The sequence below is a fragment of the Nitratidesulfovibrio sp. D1 genome (assembly GCF_051133415.1).
In the GTDB taxonomy this organism is placed as follows: domain Bacteria; phylum Desulfobacterota; class Desulfovibrionia; order Desulfovibrionales; family Desulfovibrionaceae; genus Cupidesulfovibrio.
Window position 1 is genome coordinate 317,406 of sequence record NZ_JBPGNZ010000003.1, and the last position, 19,497, is coordinate 336,902.

The following is a 19,497-nucleotide window of genomic DNA, read 5'->3' on the forward strand; positions in this document are numbered from 1 at the left end:
AAGGAAGGCGAGTTCCGGGCGGTGGGAGCATATTTTGCCATATGTGACCGCCGCACGGAACGAGCCTGACGCAGCCAGAGAGCAAAAGCACGCTTTCGGCTATGCCAGCCGCTCCTTGACGTAGGGGACAAGCCCCCCCTTATCCAGCAACTCCCGCATGGACGCGGGCAGCGGCGGGCAGGTGATGGTGGCCCCGGTGGTGCGGTTGGTGATCAGCCCCTTGGCCGCGTCCACCTCCACGGTGTCGCCGTCGGCGATCTTGTCCACCTCGTCGCCCACTTCCAGCAGCAACAGCCCCATGTTGAAGGCGTTGCGGTAGAAGATGCGCGCGAAGCTGTGCGCGATGACCACGGGCATGCCCGCGCCCAGGATGGCGATGGGCGCGTGCTCGCGCGACGAGCCGCAACCGAAGTTGCGCCCCGCCACCATCACGTCGCCGGGTTTCACCCGTTTCACCCAGCCTTCCTCAAGGCCGGCCATGCAGTTTTCGCCCAGTTCCTTCGTGTCGGTGGTGACCAGGAAGCGCGCGGGGATGATGGCGTCGGTATCGATATGCTCGCCCACCTTGTGGGCGGTGCCGGTGTAGCTCATGGTGCGTAAACCTCCGTAAATGGCGTGTGGTACGGTCCTGGCCCTACAGGCTGCCGGGGTGGGCGATGACGCCCGCCACGGCCGAGGCGGCGGCCACGGCCGGGCTTGCCAGGTACACCTCGGACTCCAGGCTGCCCATGCGCCCGCGGAAGTTGCGGTTGGTGGTGGCGATGGCGCGCTCGCCGTCGGCCAGGATGCCCATGTGCCCGCCAAGGCACGGCCCGCAGGTGGCCGGGCCCACGATGCAGCCCGAGTCCATGAAGGTCTCGATCAGCCCTTCCTTCAGGGCTTCCTTCCACACGCCGGGGGTGGCGGGCAGCACGATGCAGCGCACGCCCTTGGCCACCTTGCGGCCGCGCAGCACTCCGGCGGCCTCGCGCATGTCGCTGATGCGGCCGTTGGTGCACGAGCCGATGACCACCTGGTCCAGGGTCACGCCCTTCACCTCGCCCACGGGCTTCACGTTTTCGGGCAGGTGGGGACAGGCCACCACGGGTTCCATGCCGGACACGTCGAAGGCCAGTTCGCGCTCGTAGGCCGCACCGGGGTCGGCGGCCAGCGCCACGTCCTTGCGGCCGCGCGCGGCGGTGTAGGCCAGGGTCTTGGCGTCGGCGGCGAACAGGCCCGCCTTGCCGCCCGCCTCGATGGCCATGTTGGCGATGGTCATGCGGCCCTCGACGGAAAGGGCCTCGATGGCCGCGCCGTCGAATTCCAGGGCGCGGTACAGCGCGCCGTCCACGCCGATCTCGCCGATGAGGCGCAGGATCAGGTCCTTGGCCCCCACCCATTTGGGCAGCGTACCGGTGAAGGTGGCGCGGATGGTGGGCGGCACCTTGAACCACGTTTCGCCAAGGGCCATGGCCCCGGCCACGTCGGTGGACCCGAATCCGGTCGCAAAGGCGCCCAGCCCTCCGTAAGTACAGGTGTGGCTGTCGGCCCCCACCACCACGTCGCCGGGGCCGACGAGGCCCAGTTCCGGCAGCAGGGCGTGTTCCACGCCGCAGTCGCCGCCCTCGTAGTAGTGGGTGATGCCCATTTCCCGCGCGAATTCGCGGGACAGCTTCACCTGCTGCGCCGAGGCGATGTCCTTCTGCGGGGTGAAGTGGTCCATGACCAGCGCCACCTTGTCGCGGTCGAACACCTTTTTCGCCCCCATGGCCCGGAAGGACTTGATGGCGAGCGGAGCGGTGATGTCGTTTGCCAGAGCCAGCGAGACGCGACAGCGGACGATCTGCCCCGCGGCGGTGATCGCCTCGTCGGTGTGCGCCTGCAGGATCTTCTGCGCAAGCGTGTGTGCCATCTAGATGCCCTCCTTCTCTTGCTCTTCTTCTTTCTTTGCCAGGCGGTTCAGCGCGTTCACGTACGCGCGGGCGCTGGCCAGTATGATGTCGGGGTCGGACCCGCGTCCGACCGCGCTTCCGCCGTTCTGCCGCAGGCGCACGGTAACCTCGCCCTGGGCGTCGGTGCCGCCGGTGATGGCGGTGACCGAATACCGCTCAAGGACGGGGGTGCGGCCCACGATGGAGCCGATGACGTTGAACACCGCGTCGATGGGACCCACGCCGAACCCGGCGGCGCGCCTGGTCTCGCCCATGACGTCCATGACCACGGCGGCCGTGGGCGGCATGCCGGTGTCGCTGCACTGCACGGAAAGGTTCACCAGCCGGTACTGGTCGGGCAGGCGGTAGACCTCTTCGAGCACCAGCGCTTCGATGTCCTCGTCATAAATCTGCTTCTTCTTGTCCGCCAGCTTCTTCACCGCCTCGAACACGGTGACCAGCTGGTCTTCCTCCAGCCGGTAGCCGAGTTCGTCCAGCTTGTTCTTCACGGCGTTGCGGCCGGAATGCTTGCCGATGACGAGGTCGGTCTTGGTCTTGCCGATGGATTCCGGCGTCATGATCTCGTACGTTTCGCGGTTCTTGAGCATGCCGTCCTGGTGGATGCCCGATTCGTGCGCGAAGGCGTTGGCCCCCACGATGGCCTTGTTGGGCGGAATGGGCTGGCCGATGATCATGGACAGCAGGCGGCAGGTGGGGAAGATCTGCTCGGGGGCGATGCCGAAGTCGAGGCCGTAGTAGTCCCGGCGGGTGTGCAGGGCCATGATGACCTCTTCGAGCGAGGTGTTGCCCGCCCGCTCGCCGATGCCGCTCACGGTCACCTCGGCCTGGCGGGCGCCCGCCTTCAGCGCGGCCAGGGTGTTGGCCACGGCAAGGCCGAGATCGTCGTGGCAGTGCACGCTGAACACGGCCTTGTGGCTGTTGCGGGTGTTCTCGATGACGTACCGGATCAGCCGTCCGTACTCCTCGGGCTGGGCGTAGCCCACGGTGTCCGGCACGTTGATGGTGGTGGCCCCGGCGTCGATGACCGCCTCGAACACCCGCACCAGGAAGTCGGGGTTGGAGCGGGACGCGTCCTCGGCCGAGAATTCCACGTTGCTGGTATACCTGGCGGCGTGGCGCACGGCGGCCACGGCCATTTCCAGCACCTGGTCCGGTTCCTTGCGCAGCTTGTGCTGCATGTGGATGGGCGAGGTGGCGAGAAAGGTGTGGATGCGCGGGGCCTCGGCCACCTTGATGGCTTCCCAGGCGCGGTCGATGTCGCTGGCCATGGCGCGGCACAGGCCCGCCACCTCCACGCCCTTCACGGCGCGGGCGATGGCCTGCACGGCCTCGAAGTCGCCGGGGCTGGAGGCGGGGAACCCGGCTTCCATGATGTCCACGCCAAGGGTTTCCAACTGGCGGGCCAGGCGGATCTTTTCCTGGAGGTTCATGGTGGCGCCGGGGGACTGTTCGCCGTCGCGCAGGGTGGTGTCGAAAATGCGGATGCGGTCGCCGGAAATGGGGGCGATGGGGGACGTGCCGGAGGCGGGGGACGTGGTGGACATGATTCGTGCTCCTCTTGCTGCGGTCCGCGCCCGTGTTGGTTGGGGGCGGGGCCGATGGCGCTGATGCGCGGCCGTCACGGGCGGCGTGTGCGCCTGACGGAATGCTGCATCTGTTCGTTAGCTGCGCGCCGGCCCGGGAGACGGGACTCTGGCTGAGAGGAGGGTACGCGTCCGCCCGGGAACGGCGTGCGTTCCTGACACGGAGGTACGGGGCGCTGCTACGACAACCCTAGGATAGGCTGCGTAGTAGCTTGTGATTGCGGCGGGGAATGATGACGAAGGTATACACGGGACCGGAGATGAGGTAGCCCGCGAACACCAGGAAACCCAAGAGCTTGGGTTCGGAGGAGACGAGTACGAACAGCAGGATGGCGGTAACCATAGAGCTGAACGGGTGGGCCTTGATGAGCCCGTATTCCTTGAAGGAGGCGTAGCGCACGCGGCTCACCATGAGGAAGGCGAGCACGAAGGCGAGCGCCAGGCAGAAGCGCGGGAAGACGCCCGCGAGTTGCTCGGGCACGTAGGGGCTGAACAGCACCAGCGTGGCCACAGCGCAGCCGGCCGCCGGAATGGGCAGGCCGATGAAGAACTTCTTGGAGGTGGTGGCGGTGGAGATGTTGAACCGGGCAAGGCGCAACGCGCCGCACACCGCGAACAGGAACGCGGCGGCGATGCCGAGGCGGCCGTACTGGTTCAGCTGCCACTGGTACATCATGAAGGCCGGGGCCACGCCGAAGGCCACCAGGTCGCACAGCGAATCGTACTGCACGCCGAACTCGCTGGCGGTGTTGGTGAGGCGGGCCACCTTGCCGTCCAGGCCGTCCATGAGGGCGCTGAACAGGATGGCCATGGCGCAGTCCTCGTACCGCCCGGAAACGGCCCACAACATCCCCAGGAAGCCCGCGAAAAGGCTTGCCGTGGTGAAGAGGTTCGGGAGGATGTACACTCCCTTGTGGATGGGGCGGGCGGGCTGTTCCATGACCTTGCGGCTGTCCTGTGCCTTCTTGCGGTAAGAAATCCGGATGGTTGGAGGGGAATCAGGCGTTGCGGCGCGCCACGACGGTCTGCCCGGCGAACACCTGCTCACCCACGTTCACCGACGGAGAATAGTCGTCCGGCAGGTAAAGGTCAACCCGCGAGCCGAAGCGGATCATGCCGAAGCGCTCGCCACGGGCCAGCGCGTCGCCCTCGTCGGTGCGGCACACGATGCGCCGGGCGATGAGCCCCGCGATCTGCACGAAGGTCCAGGCGGAGCCGTCTTCCCCGGTCATCCGGTAGGCGCAGCGCTCGTTGTCGGTGGACGCCTTGTCCCACGCCGCGTTCAGGAACTTGCCGGGATGATAGGCAATGCCGGTCACCGTGCCCGCCACCGGGGCGCGGTTCACGTGCACGCTGAACACGTTCATGAAGATGCACACCGTGGTGCGCGGCTGGCCGGTGAACGGATCGGGCATGGTCTGCACGCGCACCACCTTTCCGTCGGCGGGGCTGACGGCAAGGCCGGGCGCGGTGGGGACGACCCGCTCCGGATCGCGGAAGAAGTGGCAGCAGAACCAGGTCAGCAGCATGAACACGAAGCTGCCGGTGGCGCAGCCGAGCATGGCCAGCGAAAGGGTGACCAGGGCGCACAGGCCGATGGCCGGGACGCCTTCGGGGGTGATGCCGATGGAGGCTTTGCGCATGTGGGGTGCCGTTGGTTGCGGTGGGTTGCGGGGGTGCCGGTGCGCGCGGCGCGGGCCGTGCCCGGGCGACAGGGCGGGAGTGTAGGCAAATCCCGTCGCGCTGGCAACCGGGCAAGGCAGGGGGGGCGGCGAGGGGTGGATATTCGGCCTCTGCGGATACCGCTATCCGGACTGCTTCGGGGCGGGGGTGCAGCGGTTGCCCGCGCACCGTCGGGCCTTCAACGCGCATAACGCACGGCGCAGCACAAGCGGGACCACAGCCAGCAGACACAGCGCAAGGCCGGTGCGCAGGGACAGGATGTCGCCGAGGTGGCGGATGCACCCCAGTTCCGCCCCGGCATGCACGTAGACGGCGTTCAGCGGCACCATGCCGACCAGCGAGACCGTGGCGAAGGTGGAAAGGCGCATGGCGGTGACCCCGAACAGCAGGTTCACCAGCCAGTAGGGCATCACGGCCACGCAGCGCAGGCCCAGCAGGCACAGCGCGCCCGGCGAGAGCAGCTCGAAAGGGGGCAGGTCCGAAGAGGCGCGGGCCGACGAGGGCGCGCGGACGGCGGTTCCGGCTCGGGTGGCATCCTCTCGGGTGGTACTCGCGGTCCGGGCGTCTCCGGCACCGGTTTCCGCCGGGCAGCCCAAGTTTTGTCCCCCCGCGTCCGCCGCCGGGCTGTCGTTGCCGTCCCCTTCCGCCCCTTCCGCCCCTTCCGTCATGACCGCGTCGATGCGCGCCAACTGGCGGGGCCACAGGCGGCGCACCATGCCGCGCAGCAGGTGCCGGGCGCTCAGGAAGGCCAGGCAGGCCCCGGTGGTGCTGGCCACGCTGACGGCGGCCAGGGCCATGCCGAAGCCGAACACCGCCCCGCCGGTCAGGGTCAGGAACACCGCGCCGGGGATGGAACAGGAGGTCATGGCCACGTAGCCCGCCACGAACGCGGCCACGCTGGCCACGGGGTGGCGGGCGTGCAGGTCCAGCAGCCGGTCGCGCAGGGCCAGGGCCTGGTCCGGTCCCACGGCCGGGAAGTGCCCGGTCAGTGCCAGGAGTGCCAGCAGGGTGGCAGCCAGCGCCAGCATGGCCAGCGCGCCGCGCGGCGGCCACGGGATGCGCCGCGCCGCGTGCGCCGGGTTGCGGGGGGCATGGGCTGGGGGTGGGGGTGCGGTGGGGCGGGGGATGCGCACGGGCGGGCCTGCCTGCCGGGTGTGGGCGGGCTTCCGTTGCGGAAGCGCCACCGTGCGCAGCATGGCTCATGCCCGTGGCGGAACGGTGATGGCCGGGTGACGGATCGCCGGCAATGGACGCTTTGCGTCCCGGCCTCCGGCCCTGTTCCGGGGCCGGTCCTACCCCGGCCAGCCTTCCGGCAGCGCCACCTGCGGGGCCAGCGCGGCCAGGTCGGCGCGGAAGGCTCCGCGTCCGGTGAACAACCGGGCATGAATGCCCAGCGCCGCGGCCCGGCCGATGTGCCCGGCGTTGTCGTCGAAAAAGGCCGCGCGCGCCGGGTCCACGCCCATGATGCCCGTGGCGTGGGTGAAGAAGCCGGGGTCGCGCTTGTTCAACCCCTCGCGGAACGAATTGAACACCCGGTCGAAGTGGCGGTACACGCCGTGGGCCGCGTCGATTTCCTCCAGCCAGTTGGTGTGGTCGCTGAGGATGGCCGTGCGCAGACCGGCCGCGCGCACCGCGTCGGCGGCGCGCAGCATGTCCGGCCGCAGGACGAAGCGGTTCATGATCTCGGCGCGCAGGGCGGCGTCGGTGCCGGTCATGCCCGTGCCCGCGCGCACGGCGTTCCACCACGCGGCCTCGCCGGTGCGGCCGTTGACGTAGCCGGTGGCGTAGCACAGGTCGGTGGCCGTGCGCATGGTGGCCTCGGGGTCCAGGCCCTGGGCCCGGCCGATGGCGCGCAGGCCCTCGATGAAGCCTTCCTCGGCCAGCACGCCGCTGAAGTCGAAGAAGATGACGTCGATGATGGGGGCGGCATTGCCGCGCGAGTGTGTCATGGGCTATCCTTGGTGGCTGCGGGGCCTCGCGGCCGCATGCGCCGCGCGCCCGTTTCCGGAATGGAGCCGGGCTCCACGGAACGGCTGCGGGAGCGGGCGGCAACCCGTTCAGGATAACCACGCGGAGGCAAAGCGCAACCGGAGCCGCGGCGGGCGGTTCCGCCGCCCCCTCATCTTGCCATCCGCCGCGCCGATGACGATATATCCGGGGCACGGCCCGCACGGCGCGGAACCCCGTGCGGCGCTCCGCCGTGCGCCGTGTTCCTCCTCCCTCCCCCATCGCTCCCGGCCGGGCCGCTCCCGCCCCCCCCGCTTGCCCGCGCCGCCACTCCCCATGTTTCCCACGGAGGTCGCCCCATGGACCCGGTAACCCATCTCGCCAGCGGCGCGCTTGTCGCCATGAGCCTGCCCGGAACCCGGCGCAGCCGCTGGTTCATGCCCTTTGCCCTGATCTGCGCGGTGCTGCCCGACGCGGACGTCTTCTTCGGCTCCACGCCGCTGGCCTACCTGACCCTGCACCGGGGCATCACCCATTCCTTCGCGGGCGGCGCGGTCATGGCGCTGCTGATGGCGTTGCTGTTCCTGCCGCTGTTGCGGCGCGCGCCGTCGGGACCGCCCGCTGATGAAAGTCCGCGCGGCGGCGTGCATACCTGGGGCTACGCCCGTTACGCCCTGACCGCCTACGCGCTGATCCTGCTGCACATCTTTCTGGATTGCATCACCACCTACGGCACGCAGGTGTTCCTGCCCTTCTCGGACTACCGGGCGGCCCTGCCCGCCGTGTTCATCATCGACCCGGTCATGACCCTGGTCATGCTGGCGTGCATCGTGGCGGCCATGGGCCGGACGCACCGGCGCGCCTTTGCCGCGCTGGGCCTGGCCTGGACGCTGCTGTGGCCCGGCGCCTCGCTGGCCGTGCAGCGGCACGTGCAGTCCGGCCTGGTGGCGAAACTGGCGGCCCAGCCCGTCCCGCCCGTGTCGGTGGCGGTGATCCCCGAAGCCTTGGCCCCGTTCAACTGGAAGGTTGTGGTGGACGACGGCCGCCGCTACGGCATGGCCCGTTACCAGTTGCTGAACCCGGATGCGCCCCTGGCCTTCGAACTGTTCGACAAGCCTGATCCGGTGCTGTACCGCCGCCTGTCCGAGGCCGAGGAATTGTTCCGGGTGTACGGCCGCTTCGCCATGTTCATGACCCAGGAAACCCGGCAGGAGAACGGCGCGCCCGTGGTCACGTACCGCGACCTGCGCTTTGCCTCCACGGTGCCGTTCATGCGCATGCTGCGCGGCGAAGGCGTGCCCTTCCAGTTGTGGGCGCGCCTTTCGGCCGACGGGCGGCTGGAGGGGTTCCGCTTCGTGCAGGGGCGCAGCGCCGGGGGAAGCGACGGGGGTGACGGGGGCGGCTGGGTGCCCGCGACGCGCTGACGACGGCATGGCGCCGTGCACGGGCCGATGAAATGCGTCCACCCCCCTTGTCACGTGGTGGGGGACGCGATATTGATGGAATATTGGGGAGAAGGGCGTGGTGACGCCATGCGGCGACAGCCGGGGCGCACCCGCACAACTTCCGTCCGGCGGAGCGCGAACCATGTCGGCACTGTGCCGGATGCGCGCGTAACATGCCGTCAGGAATAATGCTTCGCACATAGTGCCGCCGCATCGGGGTTCCGGGGCGCGCGCGGCGGCCCTGCACCAAACGCCATGCCCCGCACGGACAGGTCCGACTGGAGGTCCACGTGAACAAGAGCGAACTGGTACGAGCGCTTGCCGAAGAGCATGAGCTGCCTGTAGAGGACGCCACCATGGTGGTGAACACCTTCTTCGACTGCGTGCGCGATGCGCTGCTGGAAGGGGACCGCGTGGAGATTCGCGGTTTCGGTTCGTTCAAGATCAAGGGGTACCGGGGCTACAAGGGCCGCAACCCCAAGACCGGCGATTCCGTGGCCGTGCCGCCCAAGCGGCTGCCCGTGTTCCGCGCCGGGAAGGAACTGAAGGATCTCCTGAATCCGTAGCGGGCCGGGCTTCCGGGGGCTTTGCGTTTTCGTGGATGGTGGGGCGGCGCGGTTCGCGCCGCCAGGCGGGCGGTTGCGCCGCCGGTCGGGGGCCGGCTGCGCGAGCGCTCGCATTCGGTTTGGGGGCGCGTGAAGACAGGGGATGCGTGCCGCCCGTGGGCGGCACAGGGGGGAACGATGGGCGACGGCACGGACGATACGCTGCACGGGCACAGGTCATGTCCTGTCCCGGCGGTCATGCCGCGCGAACTGGCGGAAGAACGGCTGCGCCATCTGCACCTGCGCATCGGAGAGGGCATCGTGGCGCGGCGTCCGGCCATCATCGCCACGGTGCTCGGCTCGTGCGTGTCCGCCACGTTCTTCCATCGGCCCACGGGGCTTGCGGGCATCTTTCACGCCATGCTGCCCTCGGCCGAGGGCAGCCGCGACTTCGACTGCAACCCCTGCAAGTACGTGGACACCGCCGTGGAGGCGGTGCTGGCCCATTTCATCCGCAAGGGCGTGCCGGTCATCGAGATCGAAACCAAGCTGTTCGGCGGCGCGTTCAGCATGAACACCGAAGAAAAGTCGCTGGTGCGAACGCTGGTGGACGTGGGCGGCCGCAACGTGCAGGTGGCCCGCGATCTGCTGCGCGACAGGGGGCTTGTGGTGTCCGGCGAGCACGTGCTGGGCGAACGCGGCCGCAAGCTGCTGTTCCATGCCGGCACCGGCGAGGTGTGGGTGAAGCTGCTGCGCCGCAGCCTGGCCGAGCAGGGGCGCGGCGCGGGCCGCAACGGCCAGGGAGGCGGTGGCCGGGACGGCAGGCAGGAGCCGCCCGCGTGGTCCTATGATTCCCGCACCGCGCCGTGGACCGACGGGGACGCGGAGGGCGGGCAGGATGGCCCCGGCCCCGGCGGATCAGGCGGCGGACGCGACGCCTCCTGACGCGACGCTCCCCGGTACAATGTCCCGCCGGACCTTGCCGGTCCGGTGCCCGGAGCGCCCGCGCACGCTGGCCTTGCCACCGGAAATGGGCTACGAGCGGGAGCAGACCCCCATTCCCCACGCACCCGCACGCCGGACCCCTGCCGCATGAAGATCGTCTTCTGTATCGACGACAATCCCCGCTACCTGCTCATGATGCGCGCTGCCGTGCGCTCGCTGCGTCGCCTGCACGGCGATGCGGCCCCCTGCGTGTGCGTGTACGGCGGCAAGGATACGGCGGTCATGGACGCGGTGCGCGCCGAGGGCGTGCAACTGGCCCGGCACACCCCGGTCATCGGCGTGCACAACGCCCCGCGCGAATTCCACCGCTGCATCGGCGCCTTCCTGAAGCTGGAACTGGCCCTGCTGCCGGAACTGGCCGACGACGAGTACGTGCTGTACTGCGACGCCGACGTGTACTTCCACCAGCCGATTCTGGGAGATGCGGGGGGGGACGCGGCATCCGGCGGCGCGGAGCACATCCGCCCGCCGTACATGGCCATGGCCCGCGAGGCCACGGCCCCCTTCCATCACGCCCACGAACAGCTGGACTATGAATGGCGCGGCCGCCGCTACGTGGTGCCCCTGCCGTTCCCCATCTGGACCTTCAGCAGCGGGGTGGTGCTGTTCAACCTGGCCCGGCTGCGGCGGCACGACCACGTCCACAACTTCCTGGCCTTCTGCGTGCAGAACCTGCACCGCATCGGCAACCTGGACCAGTCGCTGCTCAATTACTTCTTCGGCAAACGGGTGACCAAGCTGGACCCTTCGTGGAACTGCCCGCCCTACCGGGCCGACGCGCTGACGCGGGCGCGCATCGTGCACTTTCACGGCCCCAAGCCGTGGGACACCAGACCCGCCCTGTGGAAGGACCTGCGCATCAACCACTACGCGGAATTCCGCCGCCGCTGGCTGGACCTGCTGACGCCGGAAGAGCGCGAGCAGGCCGCCGCGTGGGAGGCGGCGGGGTAGGGCGCGTCCACCCGCCGTTTCCGAACCCGCCCGACATCCCGTCGCCCCGCTTCATAATCATCCCCGCTTCGCCTTCCCTGCTGCCATCGGCCCGCAACCCTGCTATGCTGGCCCCGTCACCCAGTCACGCAGTCACGCCGCCACGGCCGTTCCCGTACCGTTCGCCGTATCCGCAAGCCCGGCCCGCCGCCGGATGAAGGAGTTTTCCATGTCGTCCACTTCCGCCGTCCATACCGCCGAAAGCCTGCGCGGGCTGTTTCCCGTGGCCGGGCAGCCTCTGCCGGAAGCCGCCCACGCCTTCGCGCCCATGGAGCAGCGCACCTGCCTCATCGACGGCACACTGGAGGAATGGCCCGGCGAGATGCAGCAGGTGTTCTCGCCCATCGGCGAGGTGGGCGAGACAGGGGGCGCTGGCGGCTTCGCGCCGCGCCTGCTGGGCAGCTGCCCCATCCTGGACGAGGCCGCCGCCCTGCGCGCCGTGGACGCCGCCGACCGCGCCTGGGCCGACGGCATGGGCGCATGGCCCACCATGGGCGTTGCCGGGCGCATCCGCCATGTGGAGGATTTCGCCCGGCGCATGGCGGCGCGGCGCACCGAGGTGGTGCGCATCATGATGTGGGAAATCTGCAAGTCGTGGCAGGATGCCAGCGGCGAATTCGACCGCACCATGGAATACCTGCGCGACACCATCGACGCGCTGAAGGACCTGGACCGGGCCTCGTCGCGCTTCGTCATCGAGAAGGGCATCTACGCGCAAATCCGCCGCGCGCCGCTGGGGCCGGTGCTGTGCATGGGGCCGTACAACTACCCGCTGAACGAGACCTTCTGCACGCTGATGCCCGCGCTGATCATGGGCAACCCGGTCATCGTCAAGACGCCGCGCCTGGGGCGGCTGCTGTATTCGCCGCTGATGGAAGCCTTCCGCGACGCCTTCCCGGCCGGGGTGGTGAACATCCTGCACGGCGACCGGCGCATCGTGAAGCCCATCATGGCCTCGGGCCGCATCAACGTGCTGGCGTTCATCGGGTCCAGCACGGCGGCGGACGCGCTGCGCCTGGCCCACCCGCACCCCCACCGGCTGCGCTGCGTGCTGGGGCTGGACGCCAAGAACGCGGGCATCGTGCTGGACTGCGCGGACATGGACCTGACCGTGGCCGAGGCGTTGCAGGGCGCGTTCTCGTTCAACGGGCAGCGCTGCACCGCGCTGAAGATGCTGTTCGTGCATCAGAAGCGGTTGGACGAATTCCTGGCCCGCATGGACGAGGGCATCCGCAAGCTGCGTATCGGCATGCCGTGGGACGAAGGGGTGCGCATCACCCCGCTGCCGGTGCCCGGCAAGGCCGCGTACCTTGACGATCTGGTGCGCGACGCCGCCGCGCACGGCGGCCGGGTGGCCAACACCGGCGGCGGCATTCACGCCGAAACCCTGTACCACCCCACGGTGGTCTGCCCGGCCACGCCGCAGATGCGCGTGTACCACGAGGAGCAGTTCGGCCCGGTGATACCGGTCATCCCCTTCACGGACATCGAAACGCCGGTGCGCTACGTGGTGGGCTCGCAGTACGGACAGCAACTGAGCATCTTCGGCAACGACCCGGACGACGTGGCCCGGCTGATCGACCCCATGGTCAACCAGGTGTGCCGGGTGAACATCAACAGCCAGTGCCAGCGCGGGCCGGACACCTTCCCCTTCACCGGACGCAAGGACTCGGCCGAGGGCACCCTTTCGGTCAGCGACGCGCTGCGCTGCTTCTCCATCCGCACGCTGGTGGCGGCCAAGGGCACGGACGCCAACAAGGAGATTTTGACGAGTATCATCAGGGATAGGCGGTCCAACTTCCTGTCCAATGATTTCATTTTGTAGCGGGGTGGGGCGGTTGCGGTCGCGTGCCGCGAGAGTGGACGGGAAAAGCAACGGCCCGCCGGAAACGGCGGGCCGTTGTATTGCCCTTTAAATACTCTTGCGAGAGTATTAGGCCACAAATCTTTCTTTTTCGTATATCATAATGAATTCGTGGTTCATCGAAGAAACAGGCTTTTCATAAACAAGAGATGTTACTTTAGGCGTTCTCTTGATGGGGATTTCACGTGTGGCGTGTACAAGTTTTTGAAATTTTTTAGTCTCTAAATATTGTTTGGTGATGTCTGTGAGGTTTATGCTAACTCTGTCTACTGTTCTGTTCCCGAGCGTTAATGCGATATATTTTTTTGTAACCCTGCATAGTCCGTCGAGAAATTTAAAATAGTCTTCAAAAAACACCAAAACTTTTCTATGTTTAGCTGGTGCTATTTTGCTTAGAAAAGGTTCTAGGAGCGACATCTGGTATGGAGATAGGTTTGCGTTTCTTTTTTTCCCTCCTAAGCTTTTAGAGTCGATAATTGAATAGTTTTCAAATTCCCACCCTTCGAGTTCTAAATCTTTTTTGTCGATAGTGTGTAGTGCTAACATAGAAAACTGTCCGTAGGGTACAGTAGTTGCGTTATCGCCATAAGGAGGGGATGTGATTGAAAGGTCGAAGCTTGCGGCATTTAATTTGGGGAGAAGGTCGAGTATGTCACACTTGTGGAGTGTGAAGTTCCACGTGTTATGTTTGAATTTGTCAGCGTTGTTGTCAATTGCAGAGATATAACTTTTCACCACGTCGTTATCGATAGACTGTATTTTTTCAATTTCTTTTATGTGGAGTTTGTATGTAGAGCTTCGCGTATTGCTGTATTTTCTGATAATGTCGCATAGCATATACCAAAAAAACAGCCTGTTTTGCTCGTTAGAAATTTCTATGATTGCATCTCTGATGCGAGAGAGTGATGCGACAATATCTTCTCGAAGCCATTTATACATATTTGGAAATGTGTAATTGTATTTTTTCCCATGTGAACTAAGCATGTCTTTGAGTTGAAGGATGTCTTCTCTTATGTTTTGATCAACCCCTTGTAACTTTACTTTGGTAATAAGATTTGCAAGAGGGTTAATGTCGCATCCAACTATTTGGATTTCGTGTGCTAGCTGTGCGGCTTCGTATAGAGCAGTTCCTGAGCCGTGGAACGGATCAAAGACAGATTGGATGTCCTCCCGGCGCATCAGATCGGATATGATGTTCTTTTGTACGGGTGCCACCATTATGGCAGGATATAGGATTGTCCCGTGGATATCCTCGCTCTTTTTGTAGTTTTTGAAGCTGATGTCTGATAACATAGTTGAATCACACGATATTTGTGTTTGTTAGAATTTCATTGGTCAGAACAACAAAAAGTGCAGCATCTTTAGCGACATCTTCAAGTGTTTTCAAGGTCAGATAGGTGGTCGTTTTGTGAGCTCCAAGGTGAGCAGCTTCTATCGAATTTTGAAACTTTTGTGGGTTGAGCATGTTTTTAAGGCTATTGAAATCGATCTTTGTAGACAATGATATTTCTGTCATGTGGCTGCGGTGGTCTTTGATGTAATTGATGACAGAGATGACTTTTTGTGAGAGGTCGCTGCCGATAATAATGTTTGAATGCTTTGCAGACTTGATGATGCAGTCTGTACTTACTTCAAATAGTGCTCGTAGTGAACAACTTATTATCTCCATGTTCTCTGAGTGTTCGAGATTGTTTATCTGGCCAATAAGTTTTGCTATGTGTGGATTAAATGATATTGAGTATCCTTCTTTTGATGGCAACGTGATTAGTTTTGTCGAGATGTCCGGGCCGCCAGTGACTTCGGACTGAGCTTCGTAGAATGAAATGGAGAGTTGTTCTACAACAACTCCCGTTTTATCGTTAAATATGTAATCTATCCTTTTTTTGCATGGCGTTGTTATCGAGCAAAGGATGCCGCTTGTTATGTCGATACCATTTTCGCGGAGAGATATGTTGCTGTGACTTATAAGCTTTCCTTCGCTGTCGTAAGCGGAAGAGATGTAGTCGCGTAAGCTAATTTGTGGTGATGGGATAGGGAACGCGTCGCTTTTTGTTGCGAGGGTGATTTTTGCTGGTCGTAGAGGGGGGCTTTGTTTTGGTTTTTCTTGTGCAATGTAAATGCGTTTTTCTTTGTTGAACAGTCGATAGGTGACATGGTCTTCGCTGATGTCTATGGTGACGTCATCTTTAAACTTGAAGTCATCTGCGATAAAGGTCTTAAACGTTTTTTTGTTTTTTATGCCCCTGTATTCATAGGGGATTATTGAGCTGGTGATGAAGTTGAATTTGGCGAGATATGCTTTATTTTCAGACCCGATCGTTTGTATCTCTTTGTTGAGTTCTGCCAAAAACTTTGCCATGCTTTCTGTCAATTCATTTTGTAAGAATTGAGTGCGGTCAGAGTTAAAATTGATTTTTTCATCATCGCTTGTAATTCTTACGTAACCAATCATTTGGTTTAATACGTGACTAGACCGAATGTTTTTCATTATTCCAGGGTCAAACAGTGTGTAGTTGGCGAATAGGTTTGAATTGACGTATAAAAGTGGAGTAAGGTCTCCCTGCGGGTTAAAGAATAAGGGATCAATTTGATTTTTGCCGTAGGGCAAAAAATGAAAGATTAATAGGTCGATATCGAGATTGTAGCGTTTTGATGTGAACTCGTAATTCTTAACGATCGCTGCTTGACCATTATGGTAGAATGCTATGAGTTTGTTTTTACTGTTGTATGTTACGTGAAAGAGCTGTTGGTCTGCGGCGTTTTTGAGAAATTCCTTTTGGGTGCTGCTAGATTGCGTTTGTGAGTCGATGTTGAGTGTTATGGTAAATTCTTTATCATCAAAAGCGCAGATTATTTTTTTGTAATTTTTGGGGTCTGCAAAATATTCTTTGAAGAAATTTGCGTTGTAGGGGTCAAGTAATATCTTGATGTTTGTTCCAGTGCTTGGAACATATGCTGTTTCTATGTTAATGCTATACTCAGTGATGTCGTCAGCTGTGACAAGGTCGTTGAAGTCTATTTTAAACTTTAGACCAATGTCTTTTTTTGTTGTCCACTCGACATGTTGTCCAAATTTAAAAACTGAGAGGAACCCAAGACCTTTCGAGCCTTGGGTGTAACGTCCATGTTCATTAATTGTTCCATACTTTTTTTGCTATTTGATATGTGGAATAAAGTGTTAATGTCCTCGGCATCCATGCCAGAACCATTATCAGTGATGAGTAGTTCTCGTGCCTCTGTATCCAAATTAATAGTCACATATGAAGCCCCGGCATCATACGAGTTTTTAATCAATTCATTGAGGGCGATTATGTTGGATGGTATTTTCTCGGAGAGTTCACTTATGATGTTTCCACTAACACGAATTTTTGAATTTAAGTTCATGGAATTTATCCTGCCTTAAATTGTACTACTATAAAAGAGCAATGGCCGCGAGGGGGTTTCAAATGGTTGCCTTTGCAACCGACAAGCTAGAAGAACATGTACTGTGTTTGTGCGCACATGGTATCTATATTTAAAATTTAATGAAAGTGGATTTTATATAAAAAATAGCTTTAGGGGTTGCCTCAATTCTCCTCCCCCTTCCCATCCTCCAACGGCAAGTCCAACTGCCAGATATCCTCGTCGTAGTCCTTGCTGACGATGAACCCGACCGACCGCGCAAGCTCGGCCATGGACTTGTTGTCGCCAAGGGCCGCGCCCACGATGCGCTTGGTGCCGCGCGCCTTGCAGTAGCGGATGATCTTCTGCATCAGCAGCTTGCCAAGGCCCTGCCGCTTCAGGTCCGACCGAACCGCCACGGCGAATTCCGCCTCGCTGTTGTCGGGCGACGCCATGGCCCGCACCACGCCCAGGGTGCGCACCACCCCGTTGTTGTCCGGCCCCTTGGCGATGAAGGCCATTTCGCGGTCGTAGTCGATCTGGGTCAGCTTCACCATTTCGGCGCGCGGCAGCTTGGCCACGTTGCCGAAGAAGCGGAACCGCTTGTCTTCCGCCGACAGACTCTCCACGAATTCCCAGTGCTCCGGCTCGTCTTCCGGGCGGATGGGCCGCAGATCCACGTGCCGCCCGTCGCGCAGGCTCACGCATTCCTCCTGCTCGCGCGGGTAGGGACGGATGGCCAGCTGGTCCGTGCCGGTGGTGGTGGACCAGGCGATGCGCATGTGCGCATCCAGCGCCACCACGCCGTCGGCGTCCACGAACAGCGGGTCTATCTCCATCTCGAAGATTTCGGGAATGTCGATGATCAGTTGCGACACCTTGCACAGCAGCAGGCGCACGGCCTCCAGGTTCACGTGGGCCTTGTGGCCGCTGCCGCGCAGCAGGCGGTACACCCGCGTGCGCGATACCAGTTCCTGTGCAAGGCCCATGTTCAGCGGCGGCAGGGCGGTCTGGCGGTCGGCCAGCACTTCCGCCATGGACCCCCCCTGTCCGAAGCGGATGATGGGGCCGAACACCGGGTCGGTGGCCGTTTCCACGGCCAGTTCGTGCGCCCCGGCCAGACGGCACATGCGCTGCACGGCATAGCCTTCCATGCGCGCGCCGGGCACCTGGTCGCACACGTTGTTGGCGGTGGACAGGGCGGCGTCCATCACCTCTTCGTCGCTGGAAAGGTTCAGGGCCACGCCCCCGGCCAGCGAGGTGCGCGGCACGTCGGGCGATTCCACCTTCAGCGCCACGGGGTAGCCGATCTCCGCCGCCGCCTCCACGGCCTCGCGCGGGGTCTTCACGTGGCGCGTCTCGGCCACGGGGATGCCGTAGGCGGTGAGCACGGCGTGGGCCTCCGCCGGGGTCAGCAGCATGCGCTTGGCTTCCAGCGCGTCGTTCACCACCAGCCGGGCCGCCGTCACGTCCGGGTCGAAGGCTTCCGGCAGCGAGGGCGGCGTTTCCATCAGGGTGTCCTGGTTGCGCCGGTACTCCACCATGTTCAGGAAGGCGCGCACCGCGTTGTCCGGCGTGAAGTGCGTGGGCACCCCGGCGGCGGCGAACTTGCGGCGGGCTTCCGTGGCGTCGTCTATGCCCAGCCAACTGGTCAGCACCGGCTTGCGGCTGCGCCGCGCCACCTCGATGACCGCGCCCGCCACCTCGTCGCTGGGCACGGAAAAGGTGGGCACGTGCATGACCAGCACGGCGTCCACGCCCTTGTCATCCAGAAGTATCTGTAGTGCTTTCGCGTACATGGCCCCGTCGGCGGAACTGCGCACGATCAGCGGGTTCCAGTACGACCAGTCGCGCCCCAGTTCGTTGTCCAGCGCCTGGCAGGTCTCGTCGGAAAGCTCGGCCAGCTTGCCGCGCCCCTGCAACAGGGCGTCGGTGGCCAGAAAGCCGGGGCTGCCGCCGTTGGTCAGGATGGCCAGCCGGTCGCCCTTCAGCGGCCTGGCCAGGGCCAGCGTTTCCACCGTGTCGAACATGGCGTCGATGTCGGCCACGCGCAGCATGCCCGCGCGGCGGAAGGCGGCGTCGTACACCTCGTCCGCGCCCAGCAGCATGCCGGAATGCGCGGCCGCCGCCGTGGCCGCCGCCTCGGACCGGCCCGCCTTGATCACCAGCACCGGCTTGTTGCGCGCCAGCGCCCGCGCCGCGGACATGAACCGCCGCGCGCTGTCGATGGTCTCGATGTACAGCAGCACGGCGCGGGTGTTCACGTCGCTGTTCAGGTAGTCCAGCACGTCGTTGAAGTGCACGTCGTAGCGGTCGCCCAGGGCGATGAAGTGCGAAAAGCCGATGCCCTTGGACGTGGCCCAGTCCAGCACCGAGGTGAACAGCGAGTCCGACTGCGAGACGAAGGCCACCTTGCCGGGCAGCGCCTGGCGCGGGGCCAGGCTGGCGTTCACCCCCACCGACGGCGTGATGAACCCCAGGCAGTTGGGACCCAGCACCCGCACGCCCCAGCGCCGGGCGGCCTGCAACAGGGCGGCCCGCTGCACCTCGCGCCGTTCGCGGTCGAAGCGGAAGAACCCCCGGCTCATGATCACGGCGGCGCGGGTGCCGCGCTTGCCCAGGTCTTCTATGTAGCCGGGAATGGTCTCGGGCGGGGAACAGATGACGGCGAGGTCCGGCGTCAGCGGCAGGGTGTCGATGGCCGTGTGGCCGGGCATGCCCGCCACGGCCTCGCCCGTTTCGTTCACCGGCAGCACCGGCCCCAGGAAGGTGCCGGACATCAGGTTTTCCATGATGACGCAGCCCGGCTCGCCCGGCGTGGCCGTGGCGCCGATGACGGTCACGGAGTTGGGCTTGAACATCTGCTCAAGGGACGATTGCGTGGCCACCGTGCGAACCCCCTTCCGTCGTGCCGCCGCGTGCGGGCAGGTGCGGGCGCGCCGGGCGGATGCCCGGCGTCGTGCGGTGCGCGGTCGTGGCGGCGGGCCGCCTTGCCGGGCGGTTGTCGCCGCCGGGGCGTGCCGTTCCCGTCCGGTGACGGGCCGTCATGCGCCGTTCATGGGCGCACCATTGGGGGCATTCTTTCCGTCCACCGGCAAAAAGTCAATTTCACCGGCGCGAGAC

16 protein-coding genes are annotated in these 19,497 nt (G+C 63.7%); 5 read left to right on the top strand and 11 right to left on the bottom strand.

Annotated features, from left to right (window positions below; all coding sequences use genetic code 11):
• Positions 1 to 99: 99 nt before the first annotated feature.
• From ACR4XJ_RS07035 to ACR4XJ_RS07065, 7 genes are all read right to left on the bottom strand, one after another.
• Entirely contained in the window at positions 100 to 591 is a 492-nt protein-coding gene (locus tag ACR4XJ_RS07035) for a 3-isopropylmalate dehydratase small subunit (RefSeq protein WP_333504492.1), read from the bottom strand.
• Between the two features lie 43 nt (positions 592 to 634).
• A complete protein-coding gene (leuC, locus tag ACR4XJ_RS07040; protein WP_434754555.1) occupies positions 635 to 1,891 on the bottom strand; it encodes a 3-isopropylmalate dehydratase large subunit in 1,257 nt (418 codons plus the stop codon).
• On the bottom strand, positions 1,892 to 3,475 hold the full coding sequence (locus tag ACR4XJ_RS07045; RefSeq protein WP_434754556.1) for a 2-isopropylmalate synthase: 1,584 nt from the start codon (positions 3,473 to 3,475) through the stop codon (positions 1,892 to 1,894). It lies immediately after the preceding gene.
• 229 nt (positions 3,476 to 3,704) lie between these two features.
• Complete coding sequence (pssA, locus tag ACR4XJ_RS07050; protein ID WP_434754557.1) at positions 3,705 to 4,454, bottom strand: CDP-diacylglycerol--serine O-phosphatidyltransferase; 750 nt, start codon at positions 4,452 to 4,454, stop codon at positions 3,705 to 3,707.
• A gap of 58 nt (positions 4,455 to 4,512) precedes the next feature.
• The gene (locus ACR4XJ_RS07055; protein ID WP_434754558.1) at positions 4,513 to 5,157 is read right to left on the bottom strand and encodes a phosphatidylserine decarboxylase family protein; all 645 of its coding nucleotides are present in this window, start codon (positions 5,155 to 5,157) and stop codon (positions 4,513 to 4,515) included.
• 162 nt (positions 5,158 to 5,319) lie between these two features.
• The gene (locus tag ACR4XJ_RS07060) at positions 5,320 to 6,393 is read right to left on the bottom strand and encodes a TVP38/TMEM64 family protein (protein WP_434754559.1); all 1,074 of its coding nucleotides are present in this window, start codon (positions 6,391 to 6,393) and stop codon (positions 5,320 to 5,322) included.
• A gap of 96 nt (positions 6,394 to 6,489) precedes the next feature.
• Positions 6,490 to 7,146: an HAD family hydrolase gene (locus ACR4XJ_RS07065; protein WP_434754560.1), complete on the bottom strand. Its 657-nt coding sequence runs from the start codon at positions 7,144 to 7,146 to the stop codon at positions 6,490 to 6,492.
• A 357-nt stretch (positions 7,147 to 7,503) separates the two neighbouring features.
• Between ACR4XJ_RS07065 and ACR4XJ_RS07070 the strand changes: the two genes are divergently transcribed.
• The 5 genes from ACR4XJ_RS07070 to ACR4XJ_RS07090 all read left to right on the top strand — a co-directional run bounded on the left by ACR4XJ_RS07070 (position 7,504) and on the right by ACR4XJ_RS07090 (position 12,954).
• Entirely contained in the window at positions 7,504 to 8,568 is a 1,065-nt protein-coding gene (locus tag ACR4XJ_RS07070; RefSeq protein ID WP_434754561.1) for a metal-dependent hydrolase, read from the top strand.
• Positions 8,569 to 8,879: 311 nt separating this feature from the next.
• On the top strand, positions 8,880 to 9,155 hold the full coding sequence (locus ACR4XJ_RS07075; RefSeq protein WP_333504500.1) for an HU family DNA-binding protein: 276 nt from the start codon (positions 8,880 to 8,882) through the stop codon (positions 9,153 to 9,155).
• A gap of 177 nt (positions 9,156 to 9,332) precedes the next feature.
• Positions 9,333 to 10,079, top strand: coding sequence for a chemotaxis protein CheD (locus ACR4XJ_RS07080; RefSeq protein WP_434754562.1), 747 nt, complete (start codon positions 9,333 to 9,335; stop codon positions 10,077 to 10,079).
• Between the two features lie 147 nt (positions 10,080 to 10,226).
• A complete protein-coding gene (locus tag ACR4XJ_RS07085; protein ID WP_434754563.1) occupies positions 10,227 to 11,090 on the top strand; it encodes a glycosyltransferase in 864 nt (287 codons plus the stop codon).
• A gap of 208 nt (positions 11,091 to 11,298) precedes the next feature.
• On the top strand, positions 11,299 to 12,954 hold the full coding sequence (locus ACR4XJ_RS07090; RefSeq protein WP_434754564.1) for an aldehyde dehydrogenase family protein: 1,656 nt from the start codon (positions 11,299 to 11,301) through the stop codon (positions 12,952 to 12,954).
• Positions 12,955 to 13,062: 108 nt separating this feature from the next.
• Here the strand turns inward: ACR4XJ_RS07090 and ACR4XJ_RS07095 are convergent, their stop codons facing one another.
• The 4 genes from ACR4XJ_RS07095 to ACR4XJ_RS07110 all read right to left on the bottom strand — a co-directional run bounded on the left by ACR4XJ_RS07095 (position 13,063) and on the right by ACR4XJ_RS07110 (position 19,235).
• Entirely contained in the window at positions 13,063 to 14,286 is a 1,224-nt protein-coding gene (locus ACR4XJ_RS07095) for a hypothetical protein (protein WP_434754565.1), read from the bottom strand.
• Between the two features lie 7 nt (positions 14,287 to 14,293).
• Positions 14,294 to 15,445 carry a hypothetical protein gene (locus ACR4XJ_RS07100; RefSeq protein WP_434754566.1) on the bottom strand — a complete coding sequence of 384 codons (1,152 nt, stop codon included), beginning with the start codon at positions 15,443 to 15,445 and terminating at the stop codon, positions 14,294 to 14,296.
• 575 nt (positions 15,446 to 16,020) lie between these two features.
• Positions 16,021 to 16,377 carry an ATP-binding protein gene (locus ACR4XJ_RS07105; RefSeq protein ID WP_434754567.1) on the bottom strand — a complete coding sequence of 119 codons (357 nt, stop codon included), beginning with the start codon at positions 16,375 to 16,377 and terminating at the stop codon, positions 16,021 to 16,023.
• A 182-nt stretch (positions 16,378 to 16,559) separates the two neighbouring features.
• Entirely contained in the window at positions 16,560 to 19,235 is a 2,676-nt protein-coding gene (locus ACR4XJ_RS07110) for a GNAT family N-acetyltransferase (protein WP_434754761.1), read from the bottom strand.
• Positions 19,236 to 19,497: the final 262 nt, after the last annotated feature.